General features: G+C 61.8%; 15 protein-coding genes. 6 read left to right on the forward strand and 9 right to left on the reverse strand.

Translation table 11 applies throughout. The features are described 5' to 3' along the window. Positions 1-140: 140 nt before the first annotated feature. Entirely contained in the window at positions 141-1,346 is a 1,206-nt protein-coding gene (locus L4G42_RS17340; RefSeq protein ID WP_237253565.1) for an NAD(P)/FAD-dependent oxidoreductase, read from the reverse strand. A gap of 362 nt (positions 1,347-1,708) precedes the next feature. On the opposite strand from L4G42_RS17340, the gene L4G42_RS17345 reads away from it, so the two are divergent. Continuing rightward, positions 1,709-2,266, forward strand: coding sequence for an RrF2 family transcriptional regulator (locus tag L4G42_RS17345; RefSeq protein ID WP_237253566.1), 558 nt, complete (start codon positions 1,709-1,711; stop codon positions 2,264-2,266). Positions 2,267-2,479: 213 nt separating this feature from the next. Here L4G42_RS17345 and L4G42_RS17350 read toward each other — a convergent pair whose 3' ends face one another. From L4G42_RS17350 to L4G42_RS17360, 3 genes are all read right to left on the reverse strand, one after another. Then, positions 2,480-2,830, reverse strand: a complete 351-nt coding sequence (locus L4G42_RS17350) for a DUF202 domain-containing protein (protein ID WP_237253567.1) — start codon at positions 2,828-2,830, stop codon at positions 2,480-2,482. Beyond that, positions 2,827-3,255 carry a YidH family protein gene (locus L4G42_RS17355; protein ID WP_237253568.1) on the reverse strand — a complete coding sequence of 143 codons (429 nt, stop codon included), beginning with the start codon at positions 3,253-3,255 and terminating at the stop codon, positions 2,827-2,829. The genes L4G42_RS17350 and L4G42_RS17355 overlap by 4 nt, the downstream gene beginning before the upstream one ends. 245 nt (positions 3,256-3,500) lie before the next feature. Then, on the reverse strand, positions 3,501-4,811 hold the full coding sequence (locus L4G42_RS17360; RefSeq protein ID WP_237253569.1) for an L-fuconate dehydratase: 1,311 nt from the start codon (positions 4,809-4,811) through the stop codon (positions 3,501-3,503). A gap of 107 nt (positions 4,812-4,918) precedes the next feature. Between L4G42_RS17360 and L4G42_RS17365 the strand changes: the two genes are divergently transcribed. The 4 genes from L4G42_RS17365 (at position 4,919) to L4G42_RS17380 (ending at position 11,018) form a co-directional block, all read left to right on the forward strand. After that, positions 4,919-5,881 carry a LysR family transcriptional regulator gene (locus tag L4G42_RS17365; protein WP_237253570.1) on the forward strand — a complete coding sequence of 321 codons (963 nt, stop codon included), beginning with the start codon at positions 4,919-4,921 and terminating at the stop codon, positions 5,879-5,881. 267 nt (positions 5,882-6,148) lie between these two features. Beyond that, a complete protein-coding gene (locus L4G42_RS17370; RefSeq protein WP_237253571.1) occupies positions 6,149-7,702 on the forward strand; it encodes a UxaA family hydrolase in 1,554 nt (517 codons plus the stop codon). Between the two features lie 158 nt (positions 7,703-7,860). Further along, positions 7,861-9,186, forward strand: a complete 1,326-nt coding sequence (locus tag L4G42_RS17375) for an MFS transporter (RefSeq protein WP_237253572.1) — start codon at positions 7,861-7,863, stop codon at positions 9,184-9,186. A 266-nt stretch (positions 9,187-9,452) separates the two neighbouring features. Continuing rightward, the gene (locus L4G42_RS17380; RefSeq protein ID WP_237253573.1) at positions 9,453-11,018 is read left to right on the forward strand and encodes a sensor domain-containing diguanylate cyclase; all 1,566 of its coding nucleotides are present in this window, start codon (positions 9,453-9,455) and stop codon (positions 11,016-11,018) included. On the opposite strand, the gene L4G42_RS17385 is transcribed toward L4G42_RS17380, so the two are convergent. The 3 genes from L4G42_RS17385 to L4G42_RS17395 all read right to left on the reverse strand — a co-directional run bounded on the left by L4G42_RS17385 (position 10,996) and on the right by L4G42_RS17395 (position 13,935). Next, positions 10,996-11,778, reverse strand: coding sequence for a DeoR/GlpR family DNA-binding transcription regulator (locus L4G42_RS17385; protein WP_237253574.1), 783 nt, complete (start codon positions 11,776-11,778; stop codon positions 10,996-10,998). The genes L4G42_RS17380 and L4G42_RS17385 overlap by 23 nt on opposite strands. A 67-nt stretch (positions 11,779-11,845) precedes the next feature. Beyond that, entirely contained in the window at positions 11,846-12,409 is a 564-nt protein-coding gene (locus L4G42_RS17390) for a GNAT family N-acetyltransferase (RefSeq protein ID WP_237253575.1), read from the reverse strand. A gap of 248 nt (positions 12,410-12,657) precedes the next feature. Next, on the reverse strand, positions 12,658-13,935 hold the full coding sequence (locus tag L4G42_RS17395) for a serine/threonine transporter (RefSeq protein ID WP_237253576.1): 1,278 nt from the start codon (positions 13,933-13,935) through the stop codon (positions 12,658-12,660). Between the two features lie 357 nt (positions 13,936-14,292). Between L4G42_RS17395 and L4G42_RS17400 the strand changes: the two genes are divergently transcribed. Further along, the gene (locus tag L4G42_RS17400; protein WP_237253577.1) at positions 14,293-14,742 is read left to right on the forward strand and encodes an SgcJ/EcaC family oxidoreductase; all 450 of its coding nucleotides are present in this window, start codon (positions 14,293-14,295) and stop codon (positions 14,740-14,742) included. A gap of 71 nt (positions 14,743-14,813) precedes the next feature. On the opposite strand, the gene L4G42_RS17405 is transcribed toward L4G42_RS17400, so the two are convergent. Further along, positions 14,814-16,148: an ATP-binding protein gene (locus L4G42_RS17405; protein ID WP_122535635.1), complete on the reverse strand. Its 1,335-nt coding sequence runs from the start codon at positions 16,146-16,148 to the stop codon at positions 14,814-14,816. Further along, positions 16,145-16,828, reverse strand: coding sequence for a response regulator (locus L4G42_RS17410; protein WP_237253578.1), 684 nt, complete (start codon positions 16,826-16,828; stop codon positions 16,145-16,147). Before L4G42_RS17410 ends, L4G42_RS17405 begins: the two co-directional genes overlap by 4 nt. Positions 16,829-16,854 lie beyond the last annotated feature (26 nt).

Genomic DNA, 16,854 nt, shown 5'->3' on the forward strand with positions numbered 1-16,854 from the left:
GAACCCGTCATTGCAGGCGCGCGCTTGCCCGCGATTGCGGTGTATCCGACACCTTATGTGGGTCTGACCTACCGCAATCGCGGGCAACCGCGCTCCTGCACATCATCAAACCCCGAAGGCGCCTTGGCTTTTGCCGCGCCTCAAGCCACGACAGGGATCAGCGGGTCCGCTGCGGCCAGCGCTGCTTCGCGTTCAGCCACCGGCGGATAGATCCAAACGGAGTTGATCTGCTGCTTGAGCTGCTTGGCTTCTTCCTTGATGAGCTTGACCTGACGATCCCAGCCTTCGGTGTACACCGCGCCCCAGGCGCCGAGATCCAGGCAGGTGACGTATTTGACCTGGCTGTACGGAATCGGCGCTTCCCCCAGCAGGTCTGCGGCCACGTTGTTACCCGCCGAACGCCCCAGGGCGATGGCGTGCTGGCAGGTCATCAGTGCGAAATTGCCTTCGTCGTCGGTGGCGGCGTAAGCGGTGTCGCCGGTGGCGAAGATGTCGTCCTGGCCGATGACTTTCAGGTTGCGATCCACGTGCAAACGACCATAGGCATCGCGTTGGGCCGGGATCTGTTCAGTCAGCGAACTGGCACGCACACCCACCGTCCAGACCACCGTTTTGGCGTCGATGCGCTGGCCGTCGGCAAGTGTCACGCCATCGGCATCGACGGCTGAGACAGCCGCATTGGTTTTCCACTGCACGCCCAGCGCTTCGCAAGCGTCGACAATCGACGGGCTGATGTTCTCGCCCAGCGCCGCGCCAATCTTGGCGCCGCGATCGACGATGATCACATTGACTTCAGCATCGGCGCCCAACGCAGCACGCAGACGCGCTGGCATTTCGGTCGCGGTTTCGATGCCGGTAAAGCCGCCACCGGCGACCACCACGGTGTTACGGGCCGCTGATTCCGGCTGTTTTGCCAGCGCCTTGATGTGGTGTTCCAGGCGAGTGGCTTCGTCGATCAGGTCGACATCGAACGCGTGCTCAACGCCGGGCACGGACGTTGGGCGAACCACGCGGCTGCCGGTGGCCAGAACCAGCTTGTCGTAGTTAAGTGAGGTTTTGACGCCGTTGGCGTCGCTGTAGCCGACTTTTTTCCCTGCCACATCGATGGAGTCGGCGACGCCTCTGATGAAGTTGACGCCGACCGCGTCGAACAGCGGGCCCAGCGGTGACTGCATCTGATGCACTTCCTGCTCATAGAAACGAGGGCGCACACCGAGTACGGCTGCCGGCGCCAGAACGGTGATTTCGACGTCAGTGCGGTCGTGCATGTCCAGCAAACGTGCGGCACTCAACGCACTCCACATCCCGCCAAAACCCGCGCCGACAATCAGAATTTGCTTTTTCAATGTGTGCTCCAAAGAAGAAATACGTCGTTTTTTCAGGTTGAGGACGCAGTGGCGCGGCCAACGGAGTGCCGAATGAGCAGTGCGGGTTTGTTTAGTCGGAGTTGGAGACCACCTCAGGACAACTACGACTTTATTGATCGTAGTTAAATTCAGCAAGCGCTATTTCTTCGCACGCAAATCACTGGACGTGAGAGATTTCGATAAATATCTTAAAAATCAAAGGATTAAATCGATTATTCATCCATCGAAAAAGAATGAAGCTCGTAAAAACGCTCTACCACTGGTCATTCACCCTGCGCTTTACTTGCGACGTGGCTGCTGAATTGTTAGCGTGCGCACGATCAATTCAGTCGGAGATACACATGTCTCTTTATAGCGCCGGCGTCGAATACGGCATTCACTGCCTGCTGTTTCTGATGGACGAGCGTGGTGACAGCCGCGAGGCCAGCGTGCGTGACCTGGCGGAACTGCAGGGCGTGCCGCAGGAATATCTGGCCAAGGTCTTCACCAAACTGGCGAAAGCGAAACTGGTGGTCGCCACCGAAGGCGTGCGCGGTGGCTTCAAGTTGGGCCGCCCTTCGGACGAAATCACCTTGCTGGACATCGTCACGGCCATCGACGGCCGCAAGCTGATTTTCGATTGCCGGGAGATTCGCGGTCGCTGCGCGGTGTTTGATGGCAACGCGCCAGAATGGGCCACCGAAGGCACTTGCGCGATTCACGCCGCAATGCTGACGGCGCAAAAGCGCATGGAAGAGGCGTTGGCGCAGCAGACCATTCTCGACCTGGGCCGCCGTTTCGGGCGCAAGGCACCGGCAGAGTTTGGCGGGCAGGTGAACAGCTGGTTGAACGAGCGCAAAGAACACCGCGCCTCGGGAGCCGACGGCCAGAGCATCGCGGTGGTGCAGGTGGACGAATAACCCGCTACTGCGCCCTCTTTTCATCCTGACTCTGGTTCACCAAAGGCGGGGAGAAGGCAGGTCCTGTTGAAGCCCTATGTTGCGGAGCTTAAATTTGTAGGAGTCGGCTTGCTGGCGAAAGCGGTAGGCCAGCCACTGCAGACGTCGGCTGACACAATCGGTTCGCCAGCAAGCCGGCTCCTACGAATCCGGGCGTATGTCTGGTCGGTCCGTTCAGCCAGATGCCACCGCAACAATCCCCACCAGACTCAACACCATCACCGTGCAACCCAGCACCGCCACTTCACGCAACGGCGGCGGAATGCGCTCTTGGGTCATGCCCCGGGCGCTTTTGCGGTAGCGGACGTTGAGGCCGATCTGGATCAGGATGCCCGCCATCAGCGAGAGGATGACGGGCAGCAGCGCCATCAACCCAAACGGCGGAATCCAGCGCAGAAACAGGATGCACACGCCGATCAACGTCAGCAGCGTCCGACGCCAGGCCAGCAGTGTGCGTTCGGGCTGCAGACCGGGATCGTTGTGGCGCAATGGCGTCGACGGCACGGCAGGAGTGCGCCGATTCACGACGCACCGTAAATCAGAAAGACGATCAGCCCCGCCGCCACCAACCCGCCACCCAACGACAGAATCGGCACCAGCACCGGCAGCGGCAACGGCTTGCGTTGACGCATCGCCCGTTCGACTTTCAGCCAGCGCACGCAGGCACTGGCGCTCACCAGCAAGGCCAGCACCAGCAACGACAAGGCCACGGCCCGACGCAGCCCGGGGCTGAACACGTCGCTGGTGAAGGCTTCGACCGCAATGCCACCGGCCAGAAACGCCAGCGCCGTGCGGATCCACGCGAGAAACGTGCGTTCGTTGGCCAGTGTAAAGCGCGGGTCAGGCTCGCAGCCGCCGCCGAGCAGCGAAGCCGACAATCGATCACGCTCGGGCGGGGTGACGGGGGCATTGGCGGGAGGGATGACGTTGCCGGGCTCGGGGGAATTCATGTCGCACCGTGGTCGGGTAGATGCGACGGATCATACCGGTCATGCCCGGGAAAGGCCCGTGCCCCCAGCGACATGGGGTTGTCTGTTGCCGCAGCGTGCATAACCTGTAGGAGCGTGGCTTGTCCCGCGATCGGGGACGCAGTCCCCGTAAATCCTGCCAACGCGCTGTGTTTGGAGAAACCCGTTCGCCGAGTCACGACGGGGCCCCCGCCGATCGCGGGACAAGCCACGCTCCTACCGTCAGGTCATCGGTTCGCCAGATCCACCCACACCGCGCCATCGGGGTATTGGTACCGCTCCAGCGTCTCGGCATGCATTTCAATGCTGTACCCCGGCCGTTGCGGTGGCATGTAGCGGCCACGGCGGATGACCACCGGATCAAGGAAATGCTCGTGCAGGTGATCGACGTACTCCAGCACGCGTTTGTCCAGCGAGCCGGACACGGCGATGTAATCGAACATCGAAATGTTCTGCACGTATTCGCACAACCCGACGCCACCACCGTGCGGGCACACCGGGATGTCGAATTTGGCCGCCATCAGCAGCACGATCAGCACCTCGTTCAGCCCGCCCAGCCGGGCCGCGTCGAGCTGGCAGAAATCCAGCGCGCCGGCCTGGAACATCTGTTTGAACATCACCCGATTGTGGCAATGCTCGCCGGTCGCCACACCAATCGGCGCGATGCGCTGACGGATCGTCGCGTGGCCGAGGATGTCATCGGGGTGGGTCGGCTCTTCGATCCACCAGGGCTCGAACGCCGCCAGCCGGCGCATGTTGCTGATCGATTGCTCGACGCTCCAGACCTGATTGGCGTCCATCATCAGCGTGCGTTCCCAGCCCAGTTCGTCGCGCAGGATCGCGGCGCGGCGCATGTCTTCCTCAATGTCCGAGCCGATCTTCTGCTTGATGTGGGTCCAGCCTTCGGCCACGGCTTCGCGGGCCAGCCGGCGCATCTTCTCTTCCGAATAACCCAGCCAGCCCGGTGCGGTGGTGTAGCCCGGATAGCCCTCCCCCAGCATCTGCGCCTCGCGTTTCGCCTTGCCCGGCACTTGCCGACGGAGCAACGCGATGGCCTCTTCAGGGGTGATGGCGTCGGTGACGTAGCTGAAGTCCAGGCATTTCACTAACTGCTCGGGGGTCATGTCGGCCAATAGTTTCCAGACCGGCTTGCCTTCGACCTTGGCCCACAGGTCCCACACGGCATTGACCAGCGCAGCGGTGGCCAGATGAATCACGCCCTTTTCCGGCCCCAGCCAGCGCAACTGGCTGTCGCCTGCCGTGATGCTGTGCCAGAACGCGCCCATGTCCGCAGTGATCGCTTCCAGGTTCAGCCCCACCACGCTGGGCGCCAGGGAGTGAATCGCGGCCGCGCAGATCTCGTTGCCCCGGCCGATGGTGAACGTCAGGCCATGGCCTTCCAGCCCGTCGGGCGAATCGGTGTGCAGCACAACGTAGGCGGCGGAATAGTCCGGCGCGCTGTTCATCGCGTCGGAACCGTCGAGGGACAGGGACGTGGGGAAGCGGATGTCGCGGACGGAGATAGAAGTGATCTGCATGATGGGCCCTTATTATGGGTGGCAACGCATACCTGTAGGAGTGACTGTAGGCCAATGCGCGATACAGGCATAATCGCCAAATCCTAATCATCGATACCAAATTCGATATGTCAGACACGTCACCCTCCTCCGATCTGCCTGGCACCTTCCCGATGCTGAAAGTCTCCAGCCGGCAGATCGCGTTGCTCAATGCGTTGGGCGAACTGGGCAATCTGCGCAAGGCCGCCACCGCCATTCACACCACCCAGCCCGCCGCCAGCCTGTTGTTGCAACAGCTGGAAGAGCGCCTCGGCGTGCAACTGTTCGAGCGCTTGCCGCGCGGCATGCAGCCGACGCTGTTCGGCGAGGTGATGATTCGCTACGCCCAGGGCGCGCTGCATGAGTTCGAATACGCCGAAGCGCAGCTGGCCGAGCTGGCGCGCGGGGCGACAGGGATGGTGCGCATCGGCACGGTCATGGGCCCGGTGCCGACGCTGCTGACCCGCGGCGTGCTGGCGTTCAAGGCCGCGCACCCGAAAGTGCGCATCGCCCTGGAAGTCGGCACCAGTGATGAGCTGCTGCCGGCATTGATTCGCGGCGATTTCGATGTGGTGCTGGGCCGACTGCCCGATCAGCTCGACGGCCAGAGCCTCGACATTCAGCTGTTCGAACAGGGCGAAAGCATGCGCATCGTCGCCCGGCCGCAGCACCCGCTGGTGGATCACAGCGGACTGCCCCCGGCGGGCCTGACGTTGGCGGATCTGGCACCGCTGACCTGGATCCTCCACCCTATCGGCAGCCCGATGCGGCGCCAGGTTGAAAACGCATTGCAGGCGGCGCAATTGATTGAGCCGCTGGACATCATCGAAACCCGTTCGATTCTGGCAACCACCTCGATGCTCGAATCCTCGGACATGATCGCCGTGGTGCCCAATGACGTCGCCCAGCACTACGCGCGCTACGGCATGATTGCCATTCTGCCGGTGGAGTTGCCGCTGAGCATGGCCAATCTTGGACTGATGACGTCGAAAGCCCGGCCGATGTCGGCAGCGGTGAAGGCACTCCTCGCATTTCTAAGCGCCCGTTTTTAAATTTGCGTGTGCGGGCCCGCGTTTCCAAAGTCTCGGGCGACCCCATGAATCGATAACCCTGCGTTATCGCTCAATCGAAACCTTTCATTGGGAAATTACCCACTGGCTTCATAGAGTGGCTGAAAATCGGCCAACAACGTCCGCGCCTATGAAGCGGCTGTTTGATACGTCGTGAATAACAATAACCGGCCAGCCACGGTGCCGCTTCCTGATGGAAGCCGTCGTCTCGCACCGCTGATGCAGGCCGCAACCGTCATGAGAGGCCGCATGGAACTCATCGCCAAGACGCCCGCGTTCGACAGCAGCGCGCTGTTCATCCGCCTCAACCCCCTCGATAACGTACTGATCGCTCGCCAGGCGCTGAGCGAAGGCACGCACCTGGACGAAGAAAACGTCACCGTCTCGCAGCCGATTCCTTCCGGGCACAAGGTCGCGGCGGTGCGGGTCGAGCAGGGGGAGCCGCTGCGGCGTTACGGTCAGATCATCGGTTTCGCTTCCCAGCCCATCGACGCCGGGCAGCACGTGCACGTGCATAACGTGGAGATGGGCGACTTCTCCCGTGACTACGCCTTTGGCGTCGACGCACACGAGACGCCGAAAACCGAGGCGTTCTTTCAGGGCATCGTGCGCGCCGACGGACGCGTTGCGACGCGCAACTACATCGGCATTCTCACCTCGGTGAACTGCTCGGCCACCGTGGCCCGGGCCATCGCCGACCGTTTCCGTCGCGACATTTTCCCCGAGGCCCTCGCGGACTACCCGAACATCGACGGCGTGGTCGCGCTCACCCACGGCTCGGGCTGCGCCATCGACTCCAAGGGCGAGGCCATCGACCTGCTGCGCCGCACCCTGGCGGGCTACGCCGTGCACCCGAACTTTGCGGCGGTGCTGGTGGTTGGCCTGGGCTGCGAGACCAACCAGATTCAGGACATGCTCGACAGCCAGGGCCTGAAGGCCAGTGACCAACTGCGCGCCTTCACCATTCAGGGCACCGGCGGCACGTCAAAGACCATCGCCAGCGGCATCGCCCAAGTGCAATCGCTGCTCCCCCAGGCCAACCGGATCACCCGCGAAACCGTCAGCGCCCGGCATCTGATCGTCGGCCTGCAATGCGGCGGCTCCGACGGCTATTCCGGCATCACCGCCAACCCGGCGCTGGGCAATGCGGTGGATCGGCTGGTGGCGGCGGGTGGTACGGCGATTCTGTCGGAGACTCCAGAGATTTACGGCGCCGAGCACTTGCTGACGCGTCGCGCGGCCAATCAGGCGATCGGCGAAAAACTCATTCAGCGCATTCATTGGTGGGAAGACTACTGCCGGCGCATGAACGCCGAGCTGAACAATAACCCGTCCGCCGGCAACAAGGCGGGCGGGCTGACGACCATTCTGGAGAAATCCCTGGGTGCTGTGGCCAAGGCGGGCTCGACCAACCTGATGGGCGTGTATGAATACGCCGAAGCCGTTCGCGCCCAGGGCCTGGTGTTCATGGACACCCCCGGCTACGACCCGGTCTCCGCCACGGGGCAAGTGGCCGGCGGCGCCAACCTGATCGCGTTCACCACCGGGCGCGGTTCCGCCTACGGTTGCGCCCCGACGCCATCGATCAAGCTGGCGACCAACAACCGCGTGTTCGAATTTCAGGAGGAGGACATGGACGTCAATTGCGGCGGCATCGCCGACGGCACGACAACAATCGAAGAACGCGGCGCGTACGTGTTCCAGATGATGCTGGACATCGCCTCCGGCGCCCGCAGCAAAAGCGAGCAGCACGGTTATGGGCAAAACGAGTTCGTCCCGTGGCACATCGGGGCGGTGACCTGACAGGACGGGCTGCCTTGGTAGGACCGGCTTCAGCCGGGAAGCTTTTCAAGCGTCACACCGCAAGATAGATGGTGCCCACACCGGCCCCTTCCCGGCTGAAGCCGGCCCTACAGGGACAATGAAGCTTTCAAGCCTTACAACAATAAAAAAGGTGCGCAATGAAATCCCTCAAGACCTACCAGACGATCACCATCGTCTTCCTGATGCTGTTCGGGATCGTCAATTATCTGGACCGCAGCGCGCTGTCCATCGCCAACACGACGATCCAGAAAGACATGCTGATCAGCCCTTCGGAGATGGGCATTCTGTTGTCGGCGTTCTCGCTGGCCTATGCCTTCGCGCAGTTGCCGATGGGCATGATCATCGACAAGCTCGGCAGCAAGATCGCATTGGGCGGCGCGTTGATGGTGTGGTCCATCGCGCAGACGGCGTCCGGTTTCGTCAACAGCTTCAGCGGCTTCTTTGCCCTGCGCGTGCTGCTGGGGATCGGCGAGGCACCGATGTTTCCGTCAGCCGCCAAAACCCTCAACGAATGGTTCGAAGAGCATGAGCGCGGCACGCCGACGGGCATCGTCTGGTCGGCGACCTGTATCGGGCCGTGCCTGGCGCCGCCGCTGCTGACGCTGTTCATGGTCAACTTCAGCTGGCGCGGGATGTTCATCATCACGGGTGTGCTCGGCATCGTCCTGTCGCTGTGCTGGCTGATGTTCTACAAAAGCCGCGCGCAGTACCTGAAGGAGCTGGCGGCTGAAGGTCGCGAACCAACGGTTCAGGTGATTCAGGCCGATGCTGCGCCGAAGGCTTCGTTCTTCGCCGGCTGGCTGGACCTGTTCAAGCACCGCAGCACCTGGGGCACGTTCCTCGGTTTCATGGGCGTGATCTACATGCTCTGGCTGCACCTGACCTGGCTGCCCGGCTACTTCCAGCGCGAACATGGCCTGGACCCCTATCAAACCGCCTGGGTGGTGTCGTTTGCTTATGTTTTCGGCGCGATTGGCACCATCGCCGCCGGACGCATCTGCGATCGGCTGGTCAAGCGCGGCGTCGGCGTGCTCAACAGCCGCAAATACACAGTGATTGGCGGGTTGGTCTTCGCCGCCGTGTTCACCCTGCCGCTGACCTTCGTCACCGGACTGAGCGGTTGCGTCGCCCTGCTTTGCCTGGCGCTTTTCGGTATCAACCTGTCCAGCGCCACGGCGTGGATGGTGGTCAATACCGTGGTCGATACCAAACGTGTGGCGTCTTTGGGTTCGATCCAGAATTTCGGCGGCTACATCGCAGGCTCCATCGCGCCGATCGTCACCGGGTTCAGCGTGCAATATTCCGGCACCTTCGCGACGGCCTTCGCGGTCAGCGCCATCGTCGCGTTGCTTTCGGCCGTCGCCTACTTCGTGCTGCTCAAAGCGCCGATCCCTGAACACACCACCACGGCGCAGAAGGACTGGCAGGCAAATGTGGATGAGGTTCAAGGGCGTCGGGTTTGATGGGCAGAGCAAGGCATGACCGGTCGGTGGAGCCCATTGCCGCCAGTCACCCTTACAAAGGTTGCAGCCGCTCCTGACAAAGCTGCAACCCGACTGCAGGAAATCTCTCTCACATGATTTATACGCCATAAATTTCCCTTCAAAATCCCGCACTTGTCCTACGCTGTGAGTCAGACGGGTCGCTGTTGCGATGCTACGTGTCCGAACGAGTGGATTGTTCGTCACAGTGGCGGGTCTGAAATCGTGGCAGTCAGCGAGGGTGGGGTTTGAGACAGGTAGAAGAATCGGAGTTCGGCGTCAGAAACCGTCGACTCAAGCGCATGCCGGTGTTGTGGCTGGCGGGGCTGTTTACCTTGTTGGTGTGCTTCTCGATCACCAGCATCACCGTCTGGCAATTGCGCCAGACGCGCATTCACGAGCTGGAAATCGCCAACACCAACGTCGCCAACCTCTCGCGCTCAATGGCGCAGCACGCCGATGACGCCTTCGACCAGGCGCACATCGCCGTGTCGTCGGTGGTCGAACGGCTGTCGTTCGACGGCTTCGGCGCCGCCAGTGGTTCGCGCATGCACGATTATCTACGGGCCACCGCCGCCAGCGTCGAGCAGATCCAGGGCCTGTTCATCTACGACAAGGACGGCAACTGGGCGGCAACCTCCCTCAACCACACGCCGGCCAACGCCAATAACGCGGACCGAGAATATTTCCGCTTCCACCAATCCATCGACAGCGACCTGCCCCATGTCGGAGCGGCCATCCAGAGCCGCTCCACCGGCGACTGGATCATTCCGGTGTCGCGCCGGGTCAACGATGAGATGGGCAACTTCGCCGGTGTGGTGCTGGCCACCGTAGAATTGAATTACTTCGAACGGTTCTTCGAGCGCTTCGACATCGGCAAACGTGGCGTTATCACCCTGGCAATGGCCGATGGCACAGTGCTCGCTCGGCGCCCGCTCCTCGAAAACGTGCACGGCATTTCCATCGCCGACGGCGAATTGTTCCGTCTTTACGTCAGGGAGCACTACGAAGGCACGGCGAACGTCGTGTCGATGCTCGACCACGAACAGCGCCTGTACGGCTACAAGAAACTGGACCGCTACCCGATGGTGGTGCTCGCCGGTCTGTCCCAGCGCGAAGTGCTCGACGAGTGGCGGCAATACGCGTGGCGCTCGCTGGCGATCATCATCTGCGTGGTGGTCGCCAACCTGCTGTTTGGCGTTTTGCTGTTCCAGCAGATCCGTTTCGGCCTCAACGCCGAATCACAGCTGCGCATTGCCAGCCACTCGCTGGAAAAACTCGCGCTCCAGGACAGCCTGACCGGCCTGGCCAATCGTCGGCATTTTCAGGAGATTCTCGGTCTGGAGTTTCACAACGGCCAGCCGAACCTGCATCCGCTGAGCCTGATCATGATCGACATCGATTTTTTCAAGAGCTACAACGACAACTACGGCCACGTCGCCGGCGACAAATGCATCGTCGCCGTGGCCGAATGCATTCGCAGCAACCTCAACCGTACCGGCGACCTCGCGGTGCGCTACGGCGGGGAAGAAATGGCCGTTTTCCTGCCCTACAGCGAAATGCACGGCACGGTGAGTCTGGCGGAGAAGATCCGCCTGGCCGTGCTCACGCGAGCCCTGGAACATCAGGGCAATCCGATCGGCATCGTCAGCATCAGCCTGGGGGTTTACGGGTGTCAGGCGCAGGAATGCCAGACCATGGAAGACTTCGTCAAACGCGCGGATGCGGCGCTGTACGCCGCCAAGCATCAGGGCCGCAATCGCACCGTGGCCTGGCAGGAATCGACTGCGCTCAGTGCGCTGCCCGCGCCGTAACGATCTGCGCGACCTTGCCGCGAAACAGCTCCAGCCGGTCGGCCGGCGCGTCGTGTTCAACCACCAGCGCACCCACCTCCTCGCACTGCGCGACCTGGTAGTGCGCGATGCTGGAGAGCTTCTGGTTGATCACCGCCACCGCCACCTGACCGCTGCGCGCCACCACGGCACGCTTGAACTCGGCGACATCCATGTCGAACGCGGTCACGCCTTTCAGCGCATCCAGCGCACAGGCGCCGAGAAAGCTAAGATCGAAATTGAAGTGGGCGAGTTGCTGAATCGTGGTGAAGCCGTTGGTGCTGCCCGCAACGGGACTCAGGCGCCCACCGAGCAGAATCACCTCCACCGACGGCAGCTTCATCAGCTCGACGGCGATCAGCGGCGCGTTGGTGGTGACGGTCAACGGCATGTGCGGATCAAGGGCTTTGGCGATCGCCAGGTTGGTCGAGCCGCCGTCTATAAACACGTGCTGCCCGGCGCTGATCAGTCCCGCCGCCGCGATGCCCAACTGACGTTTGCGCCCGGGCTCATGTTCGACACGCACGGCCAGCGGCCCGTCCGACGCCAACGAAATCGCCCCGCCGTACACGCGTTTGCACAGGCCGGCGGACGCCAAAGCGCCCAGATCACGGCGAATGGAATGCTCGGACACATTGAACTCGGCCGCCAGCTCCACCGCGATTACCCGACCGTGCACGGCCAGACGCTCGGTGATCAAACGCTGACGCTCGCCGGGAAATGCTTCAGGGTTGGCAGACATGAGGCCTCGGTAATGGGCTGCATCGATCAGAAACGAGCAAGATCATGCGGCGCGCAGAGCCGGCCTGTCAAACCAGAGGCTGGACAAGGCCTGAAGGGTTAAGTGATTTGCAGAAAAACACGTTCGGGTGGGATTCAGCCTGCAGACGATGTACCGCCAAGCCAGTATTTTCGTAGCCCTGTCGAGGGTAAAAAAGCAAGGCACGGGTATTCCTCGCCCAAACCGTCACCCATATGTTTGAAGCGCCCCGGGCCAGTGCCTCATCTTCGGCACTCCGGAGCAACCGCCACCCTATCCCATGCCCGGCAAATCGCTCCTGCACATATAAGCGCTTAAGCTCGGCGGCACACGTGTCACTGACCAATGGATGACCGGTTTGCAGGCAGATCTGCGTAAAGCCGACCAGATGATTATTGGCTTCTGCCAGCAAAAATATGGAGTCAGGTCGCTCGATATTCGCGGAAATAGTCTCGGGAGCAAACGATTCCAGGGCCTCCCGAGCGATGGCGTCACGAACGCCCTCGGTTGCATAGGTGTCCATGAACACCTGCATGCCCAACACCGCAATTGTCAGCACATCCGATTGTGTGGCAGGGCGCAGGGTAAAAACGAAGTTGTCACTGTTGGGCATGTTCGCCGCTTCCTTGAGTGCGAGTGATGACTGTGCGGCTTGCCAGGACCAAAGGCATATCCCATGCGACACAAATAACCGGTTGACCGCAATCGACGCGAATCTTCAGGTTAACCCCAATGAACTGTAGGAGCGCGCTTGCCCGCGAAAGCAGTGTGTTAGGCATTGGATTCGTTGCAGTCCAGAATGCCTTCGCGGGCAAGCGCGCTCCTACACCGTGCGCCGGCCCGCTTAACCCGGCATCGACGTCACTGCAACAACGAATAAACCAACGCCGAAATCGAGATCAGCCCGATCACCACGACGAACACGTTCGACAGCTTGCCCGCATACCGGCGCATGGCCGGCACTTTGCGCACGGCGTACATCGGCATGAGGAACAACAGCGCGGCAATGACCGGGCCGCCGAGGGTTTCGATCATGCCCAGAATGCTCGGGTTGAGGGTCGCCACCAGCCAGCAGACCACCAGCATGAAGCCTGCGGTCAGCCGATCGAGCGTACGTGGCGAAGGACGGCGGCCGGTCTTCATGACCAGACCTTTGAGGCCTTCGCTGGCGCCGATGTAGTGGCCCAGAAACGACTTGGTGATCGCGACGAAAGCAATCAACGGCGCGGCAAACGCGATGGTCGGGTTGCTGAAATGGTTGGCCAGATAGGACAGGATCGACAGGTTCTGCGCCTTGGCTTCCGCCAGTTGCTCCGGCGCCAGGGTCAGCACGCAGCTGAAGACGAAGAACAGCACCATGACCACCATCAGCAGATGGGCGCGGGCCAGGATCTGCGCGCTGCGTGGTTCGGCCTGATCGCCATATTGACGCTTCTGGTCGACGGCAAACGCCGAAATGATGGGCGAATGGTTGAACGAGAACACCATCACCGGAATCGCCAGCCACAGCGTGTGCAGCAGCGCCGACGGTGCCGGAAGGGTGCTTGCCGTGGTGAGAATGCCGCCGTTCCAGTGGGGAATCAGAAACACCGCGAGGAATAGCAAGGCCACGATAAACGGGTACACCATCAGGCTCATGGCCTTGACGATGATCTGCTCACCACAACGCACCACCGCCAGCAGGCCAAGGATCAGCACGAACGCCAGCAGCGCCCGGGGCGGCGGCTGCACATGCAGTTGGTGCTCCATGAAACTGCCCACGGTGTTGGTCAGCGCCACGCTGTAGATCAGCAGGATCGGAAACACGGCGAAGAAGTACAACAGGGTGATCAAGGCACCGGCTTTCTTGCCGAAATGCTGCTCGACCACCTCGGTGATGTCCGCGCCATCCCGGCCCGAGAGCACGAACCGGGTCAGCCCACGGTGCGCATAGAAGGTCATCGGGAAGGCCAGCACGGCCAGAATCACCAGCGGCCAGAACCCGCCGATACCTGCGTTGATCGGCAGAAACAACGTGCCCGCGCCGATGGCGGTGCCGAACAGCCCGAGCATCCAGGTGGTGTCGTTGCGGTTCCAGGTAGTCACGCTCGCGGGGGCGGCGTCGACGGTGTGTTCGACGCTGTTGGCCTGATCATTCATCCGGTCGATTCTCCGTTGCCGGTGATAGCTACATGGTCAAAAGCGCGTCCAAAAACGTGGCAATCGGCGCCCCTGACCGGTTCTCTACAGGGAAAGGGGCGCGATTGTCCGGGATTAGAGAGCAGAATCAAAGGCTTGTCGGACCAAAAGCGTGCGGACCCGGATGATGAAAGTTTCAAACCGGGTTAACTTCCTGCACAAATCAGCAACGCTTCTTACTTATCGAACCGGACACTTCCCACGCCGGAGACGGACGAATTAGTTCGCGAAACGAATTGTAAATCCACGACAGTACAACTTTCATTCCTCCTCCATTAGGCTCCCGGCCCACATTCAACCGCCCATGGAAGGCAAGTCATGCTCAAGTCTTTCGCTCTCATCACATTGCTCGCTACCAGCACTTTGGCCAGTGCAAACAACGCGCCCATTCAATGCGCAACACTTGACAAGCAACAGGCAGCAATCCTGTTCGAACGCTGGAATAATGCCCTCAAAACCGGCGACTCACGTGAGGTTGCGGCGAACTACACGCCCGATGCCGTGCTGCTGCCGACCCTCTCCAACCAGCCCAGAACAGACCTTGCTGGCAAACTTGATTACTTCAATAAGTTCCTTAAGAACAAGCCGGTCGGCACCGTCGACAGCAGCACGGTTATTACAAGTTGCAACAGCGCAATCGATACCGGCACTTACACGTTCCGTTTCAGCGACACCTCAGCAGTCAAAGCGCGTTACACCTTCACTTACGCACTCGTCGACAACCAGTGGCTGATTACATCCCACCATTCTTCGGCAATGCCGGAGTAACGGACATCGTGCTAACAATCGGCCTGTCTTCCAACGCCAGGCCGACTCAACTTTCAGACCCTTCCCACACGTCACTCGCCTGCGACATCGCGCCGCAACGGCATGCTCAGCTCCACCCGCAGACCGTCATGACGGCTGTCGAAGCGCAGCGAGCAGGCGCAACGCTGAACAATGGCCTGAACAATCGCCAAACCCAACCCGGCGCCGGGGCTCTTGCCGTTGCGCCAGAAGCGTTGGGTGAGCTTGTCCAGGTCCGGCTCGGGAATGCCGGGGCCGTGATCGCGAACGCGGAAATGCGCCTGCCCGTCGAAGGTTTCGACACTCAGTTCAACCCGCGCATCGGCCTGGCTGTGGCGCAGCGCGTTGTCCAGCAGATTGCGCAACGCGGCCACCGCCAGCGCCGCCGGCATCTGCACGGCGGCGCTGGACAACTGCGACGGCAGGATCAACTCGATGCGCTGCTCATCCCCATGACTGGCGTCATGAATCGCCAGCCGAGCGACTTGCTCGGCGTCGCACTGCACGCCGTCGTCAAACGAAAGGCTGCCCTCGACCCGCGCCAACAAAAGCAGCTGTTCAAGGGTGCGGTGCATGCGATCAGCGCCCTCCTCCGCATGGGCCAGCGCCGTGTCGCGCTTCTGGCCGTCGGTCATGCGCGCCACTTGCAGATGGGTCTTGATGGCGGTGAGCGGGCTGCGCAACTCGTGGGCGGCGTCGCCGGTCAGCCGACGCTCACGCTCCAGGGTCTGGGCAATGCGCTGAAACAACTGGTTCTGGCTTTTCAGCAGCGGCTGCAACTCGCTGGGCAGGTTGGGCACATCCAGCGGCTCGACCGAGTCGGCGCTGTGGCGATTCAAGGCATCGCGCATGCGGTTGAGTGGGGCCAGCCCCCGGCCGATGCCGAACCAGACAAGCGCCAGGCTGCCGAACAGCGCGACCAGCACCGGCACCGACGCCGCCAGCAGCACCGAGTGCCCGAGCACATCGCGTTCGATCTGCCGGTCAGCGGTACTCACCCGCACGTTGTCATGCATCATCGTGTACACGCGCCAGTGGTCGCCGTTGATCATCTGGTCGTGGAAACCGCTGGCATCGGCCTTCAGCGGTTCGCTCGGGGAGCTGTCGGTGCGCGCCAGCACCTGCCCGCGCAGGGAACTCAACTGACACGCCATGCCGTTGGGCAACGCCGGATCGTCCGCCCGCAGCGAGCGGGTGTCGCTGCCGGTGGGCATCTGCATCTGCTCGAGCAGCCCGGCCACCATCCGCGCCGAGGCCTCAAGGCGTTGATCGAGGGACTGCATCATCTGCGTGCGCAAGTCGCGCAGCATCCAGGCGGCGGCCAGCACCCAGATCAGGATGAACGCCGAGCCCAGGATCAGACTCAGCCGCGTGCGCAGGCTCATCATGGCGTGGGCTCCGAATCAAGGCCGGCCGGGCCGAGGCGATAGCCGAGCCCGCGCACGGTTTCGATGATCCCGCCGCCCAGTTTGCGCCGCAGGTGATGGATATGAACGTTGAGGGCGTTGCTCTCGACTTCGTCGCCAAAACCGTAGACGCAGTCCTTTAACTGTTCGCCGGAGAGCACCCGGCCGCTGTTGTTCAGCAGCGCTTGCAGCAAGGCCTGCTCACGGCGGGAAAGATCGACCGGCTGACCGGCAAGGCGCGTTTCTCGGCTGCTCGGGTCGTAGCTGAGCACGCCGTGCTCGATCACATTGACGCTGCGCCCGGCCATGCGTCGCACCAGGGTGTGCAGGCGCGCGCTGAGTTCACGCAGGTCGAAGGGTTTGAGCAGGTAATCGTCCGCCCCGGCCTGCAAGCCGTCGACGCGGTCGGTCACCGTATCGCGAGCGGTGAGTATCAGCACCGGGATTTCGACCCCCTGTTGACGCAACTGGCGCAACAGCTTCAGGCCATCTTCATCAGGCAGGCCAAGGTCGAGAATCATCACGTCGAAATGCGCAGCCGACAGCATCGCCCGCGCGGATGAGGCCGTGGCCACGCGATCCACCGTCAAGCCTTGGGCATCGAGGCCCGCGACGATGCCGCTGGCAATCAGGTCGTCGTCTTCGCAAAGCAGTACGTGCATGGTCGGCCCCGAAAAAAGGCGATTGA

Source organism: Pseudomonas petrae (genome assembly GCF_021728295.1).
Lineage (GTDB): Bacteria > Pseudomonadota > Gammaproteobacteria > Pseudomonadales > Pseudomonadaceae > Aquipseudomonas > Aquipseudomonas petrae.